The organism is Borrelia sp. RT5S (genome assembly GCF_021165755.1).
Taxonomy (GTDB): Bacteria; Spirochaetota; Spirochaetia; order Borreliales; family Borreliaceae; genus Borrelia.
The window spans coordinates 21,772-27,771 of the sequence record NZ_CP088938.1; the positions used below are offsets into that span (position 1 = coordinate 21,772).

The 6,000-nt window shown below is 33.8% G+C and carries 5 protein-coding genes; 1 reads left to right on the plus strand and 4 read right to left on the minus strand.

Annotation, left to right across the window (positions count from 1 at the left end; all coding sequences use genetic code 11):
* Positions 1 to 1,498: 1,498 nt before the first annotated feature.
* Together LSO06_RS04745 and LSO06_RS04750 are read right to left on the minus strand one after the other, a co-directional pair.
* On the minus strand, positions 1,499 to 1,810 hold the full coding sequence (locus LSO06_RS04745; RefSeq protein ID WP_231760956.1) for a hypothetical protein: 312 nt from the start codon (positions 1,808 to 1,810) through the stop codon (positions 1,499 to 1,501).
* Between the two features lie 1,228 nt (positions 1,811 to 3,038).
* Positions 3,039 to 3,659: an isochorismatase family protein gene (locus LSO06_RS04750; protein WP_231760957.1), complete on the minus strand. Its 621-nt coding sequence runs from the start codon at positions 3,657 to 3,659 to the stop codon at positions 3,039 to 3,041.
* A gap of 1,190 nt (positions 3,660 to 4,849) precedes the next feature.
* Here LSO06_RS04750 and LSO06_RS04755 point away from each other — a divergent pair.
* A complete protein-coding gene (locus tag LSO06_RS04755) occupies positions 4,850 to 5,023 on the plus strand; it encodes a hypothetical protein (protein WP_231760958.1) in 174 nt (57 codons plus the stop codon).
* On the opposite strand, the gene bdr (LSO06_RS04760) is transcribed toward LSO06_RS04755, so the two are convergent.
* Entirely contained in the window at positions 5,013 to 5,363 is a 351-nt protein-coding gene (gene bdr, locus LSO06_RS04760; RefSeq protein ID WP_231760959.1) for a Bdr family repetitive protein, read from the minus strand. The genes LSO06_RS04755 and bdr (LSO06_RS04760) overlap by 11 nt on opposite strands.
* A 49-nt stretch (positions 5,364 to 5,412) precedes the next feature.
* Positions 5,413 to 5,775, minus strand: coding sequence for a Bdr family repetitive protein (gene bdr / locus LSO06_RS04765; RefSeq protein ID WP_231760960.1), 363 nt, complete (start codon positions 5,773 to 5,775; stop codon positions 5,413 to 5,415).
* Positions 5,776 to 6,000 lie beyond the last annotated feature (225 nt).

The following is a 6,000-nucleotide window of genomic DNA, read 5'->3' on the forward strand; positions in this document are numbered from 1 at the left end:
AATTTTGTAAATGGGTTATTAGATAATATTGTGATGACCTGAAAAACAGAATAGTACTTTTTGAAATTTTTGTTGTTAAAACATATTATCACATCGGAGGTTGGCATTATGCAGAAAGGTGATTCTTTAGGGGATTTAATATTAAATTTCCAACAGAAGAACCAATGGTTACTTTATGATGTCACTAATAATCTTGCTAACAAGAGGAATATTAGGTTAATGCTCGATTTAGGAGGGTTTTAGACAAAAGTGGGCATAGCTGTAGATAATAAATATATTGAACTTGATAAGGGTTTATTTTCCTTGCGCTGGCATACCTTTTAGGGATGCCAGCAGGTTTTTATTTCTTTTGTAAATCTTTCATTACCGGAAAGGATAGGAAGAACTATATATCATATCTTTATGAAAGGGTGACTTTGAAGCTTATCCGAATTAAGGGTGGTTAGAGATTTGTTTTAGGGGCCCCAAGAAAAGAGAAGGTGTTTTTTCCTTTTTGCCAGAAATGAATTAAATGGCAAATTTATCTCTTGTAGTTTTTTAAAGACAGGAACTAATTATGGACTTTCTATTAATTTTTCAGACGGTATTTTAGTTATTTTTTGTAAAGATAAGCTTCTGTAGGGGATTTAAAATCTAGAGCTGAGGAAGTAAAATTACCTAGGAAGGCTGCTGTAGATATAGGAGGGCAGAAGTTAAGGTCAAGGATCGCAAAAAGGGGGGGATGCAACGAAAGTTGTGGATGTACGAAGACGATTTGCGAGTAAGACTTAAGCTTTGAAATGCAACAAGCATACCTATGAAATTGTGCATTCATCCTGTTACAAGCTTGATACGCCGTGCGGCAACACTCACACAATCAATCCTTATCAAGCCTTACGCACCGCGTTTCTGCTTGTATGTTTAAATATTTGTACCCAACAAAGCACTTTATGCGTAAAGTTCATTGCTTATCAAGACAACTGCACGCAAGTAATGATAAAAAGCATTCAAACACCTCATTAATTTATAAAATACAGGGTACCCCGCAGATTGAAATCCACAGATCCATTATTACAACCGTTAGTAAAATATAGGGAGAAGCAGAGGGGTTCGCTAAGCTTAATATAGTATTTTGTTGCATAAAACCGATGCCCTCCGCACGAGAAATAAATTTCTGAAGAACAAGGTAGAAATCTTAGTAAACAAATACTTCACTAATCGGTGGGTAATCTAAAGCTAGGTGTTAGTGCTTATATATTCTCCAATAGTTGTTCTAGTTGGAGTACCTTTGGATTTGTTAATAAGGGAAGCTTTCCTTACACTTAATAGCCGCGACAGGATTAGGAAAGAGAATGAGTGAAGTATTAAGGAGCTTGAATCTTTATTAAAAGGGCAGGCAAATCTTAAATCTAGAAACACTTGTTTTATGTTTCCAAGTTTAAAGGTTTAAACGAGTTAATGTAGTTTATCTTATTAGTAATATTTAATGTAGGGACAAACGTAAGTGAAATCTTGCGATTCATTGGGGTGTCTCTAAAGTGCAGCCCAATTGTTTAATCATGATAAGTGAATATATTTTGCTTAAGGGTTTTGTAGCAATGCCTGGGTCAAATAGGCGTTTAAGTGCTTTATTGAGTTTACAAATAATAATATAAAAACCAGTCTTTTTATATTCAAGAAATCTGATAGAATTAACTGCCATTTTAGTATCACAAGGAGTGTGTTTTCTAATCTCTTCGCTGGAAATAAGATTAGAAATAATTAACTTATTATCCTTTTGTTTAACCATAATCTTTTGCTGCGGGTTGGCTAGGGGAATGCCAGTGGACATCATTAAACTTATAAATTAATCTGGTATTGGTTAAATTAAGTAAATAAGTAAATGAAGAAAGAGTGAAATGAACTCTTCGGGTTTAATAATTGTAGGAGAGCTTACAGGCTTTTCCTTTTTACTGCCTAAAGGGGAGAATAGATTAAATACTTGCTTAAAAAAACAGCTCTCTTTTTCTTTTCAAGTGGTATGTCACATCTAGATTTACTGGGACGATGTCTTTTGGGCTTACCGGTACAACACACCACTTATCCCTGCTAGGGAAGTCAATATGTCAGTTCCCTTTAAGAAAAGCAGATAAAAATATGTCAAATATGCCTTAAAGCTGCTCTTTTTCACTCACAAGAAATGTAAATTACATGGGCGAGATTATACGCTAATTAAAAAAAGCAAAGACAGGAAAGAGACACATTCATAAAGCACAGCATGTGCTCTTAATGGGTTTGTTTTATTCGGTGCAGTTATAAGTGCAATAATGCATGATTTAGGGCTGCCATTACAAGAATTGTGTTAACTATTCCATTAATAGATAACTCTAAAAAGGAATATACGGACTTTTGTACCCAATTGAATATCATCTACAGGATGATTGATTCTATTTTTGATATTTTCTTATTTTAAATCCTCTTTTCCTTTAAAAGGAAATATATATTTTCAATATTAAAGATTAGTTCTTTGACAATATAATAAAATCCTTCATAAGTCCGTATTAATAACTTCATTGGTATATTGACTTTCTTTACGCCCTACCTTATCACTAAATACTATTGGGTTATAAATAAAAAGATTATGTAAAAAGATTATGTTCCTTTTTAAAGACGCTGTAGGTTGGTTTTAAGTTTCGCTAATGAGTAATAAAATAATTGAGTTAGCTTTTCAAAAAAGCTGAGCTAAAATTGAAGCAATAAACATCGGAGGTTTTATGACGTCAATAATTGTATGTTCTTGTTTGACTGTGTGTGTAGCATACCTTTTTAATGGGATAAAAGGCCTTGTTTTTAATCTTCATATATCTATGGGAGGTTTTTTTCAGTTCTTGCATTTACTTTTTGAAATTTGCACCTTAATTTTATATCTGTTGGTGAATAACAGGTTTTACAAGCTCACCATTATGGGCATGTTTGTTAGTCTCTGTGTGGTTATCTTTTTTTAGTAAAAGGGCGACCATAAAGAGATTTTAAGTAAAATTTAGAGTTGGTGGGTGATAGTGCCTTTGTGCTTTGAGGCTTCATGGGGATGTTTGGGGCATGTTGAGGATGTCCTTTGACGTGCAGGTCGAGATCCCTAGTTGTTTGAGCTCTTGTATTGTTACTTTAGGGGAGGGAGATGTGCCTCTCACTGCGTCAACAACCAAGTGTGACCGTAGACCTAGACTGTGGGCGTCGATTATTGTTGCCTTAACACAGAGGTCTAGCGCCAGGCCTGCTACAAAGACCGTGTCGATGGAGTTAGATCTAAGGTACGTAAGAAGACCTGTTTGAATACTTTTTGTATGGTCATCGTAAAATCCACTGTGGCTATCAGAGTATTCATTTTGGCCTTTAAAAAAGACGGCTTTTATTTTTTCGGTATTTAAATCGTTCGGGAAATTTGATCCCCACGTGTTTCGAACACAGTGCTCAGGCCAGCCTTTGTTATTCTTTTTTGATAAGAAGCTTATATGGTTTTTGCAATGCCAGTCTTTAGTGGCGACAACATGAACAAAACAGCTTTGGAGTTGGTTTAGTAAAGGAATGATTTCGTTACTTTGAGGCACAGGGAGGGTGCCTGATTCCAGGAAATCGTTTTGAATATCTACTAAAATCAGTGCAGAATTTTTTAAAACAAAATTAAATTGGGGTTTATTCATGGAATTAATTATATCTAAAATTATGTTGTGCTGACAACTAAGATGGAGATTTATTAGATAAATTAATATTAATAAGATATTACTATTAAGATGATTTAAATAAATTTCATATGCTTGAGATATTGTATTTCGGTAAAGCAATTTATTGTATTTTTGTTTATTCTTGGCGTATATTTGAGCATCGTTTATTGATTGGACTAGGTTAAAAAAGGATAAAGCTCGAGTATCTATAGTCTTATTAATTTTACATTAAAGGGGTAGAGAATAAAGCTTTAAACCACCCCTATAACTGGGTGCACTCTTAAGAATAGAGGAAAATCAAAAAAAGATTAGATTAATTAAGCGCCACGTATGATGACTTTTGCATAGGAAACCAACCGTGAAACATATAATTCTTTCAAATAAAAAGCCGCACACCAGCGAATGATCACCAGGGTGCGACTGAAGAATTACAATAAGTGGCGACTAAACCAGTCGCCCTACCACGGTTTACTACCTGTCTATTCGTCATCACTCTCAATTCCGGTGTTCCCTGCCGTACAGGAACAACAGGACCCTCCGCGATTGACCCAATGCGTTACCAAAACCAGCTAATCTTAGATGCAAGGCATATCCCAACACCCATTGGAAAAAGGGAGCTAAATTGAGACACTTCCTTAAAACTAAGAATAAAATTAGAACACATAATGGCTTTTTTGTCAACCAAGTTATATCATTTGAATAATTTTTGAATTTCAATTTTTAAAAATTAACATTTAGTTTAACGATACATCTTGGGTATGTGAGAAGAAACGGCAGGCTTGATTAAACTTCTCCAAGGGGAATTTGATCTTGGCCTCCACAATAGAGTTTGTTTTCAGTTTAATTTTGACTAAAGTTATCTTTACATCGAAAAATATAAAAACATCTTTTGAGATGCTAAGCCATGACATATGGGTGGGGTATGACTATATACTTGTAGAAAATCTTCTTGTGCAGCAGGCGAGACACTAATAAAGTGAACCTGTTGAGTTTTTATTAATGGAGTTCCACATGTTTGCCCTTTTTACTACCCAAAATAGATAATAACCAAACGCTTGCGAATAGATATAGAGCATTTTGTAAACTTTTAGTAAGCAAGACAAAATCTTGGAGCAAGAAGAAGTAGAGACTTGAACAATAAAACTGTATTATGATTCTAGGGAATGTATATGGATGAAGTAGAAAAAGAAAGAAGTAAGCAGTATCAAAATATGACATTGAAGGACAGGTTATTAGTGTTTTGTACCAGGAAAAGGAGTTTGACCCCCTCTACAATAAGGAATAATGATAGGCTGGTCATTGGATTTAAAAACACAGTAGGAGACCAAAGAATTAACCCTTAAGCAGGGTATAAAGTATTGGTATTAAAGTTAAGAAAAGACCAATATTGAATGTAATAATGGTACCAAACATCCACTTAATTAAGTTTGAAGTACTCCTTAATTCAGTCCTAACAGCATCAATCTTCGCATCTAATCTGTCCTCTAAGTTTTCCAATAACAAGCCGAATTTATCCCCTAAATATTCCAAGTCCTTATAAGTAAGCTCATTGTGATAGTACCGTTTAGATAAGTCATCAGCAACAAACTTCTGCATACCTAACTTTACAAACTCATCATAAATAATCTCTTGAGTTACATGTTGTCTAGTAAGAACTTCAGTATTTAAAGATTGTGCTTGCATAAATGACCTCAAAATAATTATAACATTAGTACTTGTTATTATCAAAGAATTATCCCTTAGGCAGGGTATAAAGCATTGATATTAAAGTTAAGAAAAGACCAATATTGAATGTAATAATGGTACCAAACATCCACTTGATAGACTTTGAAGCACTAGCAATATCATACTTTAACTCAGTTCTAACAGCAGCGATCTCGTGCTTTAAGTTATCCTCTAAACGTTTCAACTTTAAATCGAATTTATCTTGTAAATATTCCAAGTCCTTATAAGTAAGCTCATTGTGATAGTACCGTTTAGATAAGTCATCAGCAACAAACTTCTGCATACCTAACTTTACAAACTCATCATAAATAATTTCTTGAGTTACATGTTGTCTAGTAAGAACTTCAGTATTTAAAGATTGTGCTTGCATAAATGACCTCAAAATAATTATAACATTAGTACTTGTTATTATCAAATAGTAGAATTATACTTATCACAAGTATAGTGCAGCAAATGTATATTTTTGTGCAGCAAATGTATTTTTTCAAAACTTCATATACATCTTTTGTATATTTTAAAGCAACAAGTGTAAGTTTTAGTGCAGCAAGAGTATATTTTAGTGCAGCAGCGGTCAACACATCTGTACTAAATAAAA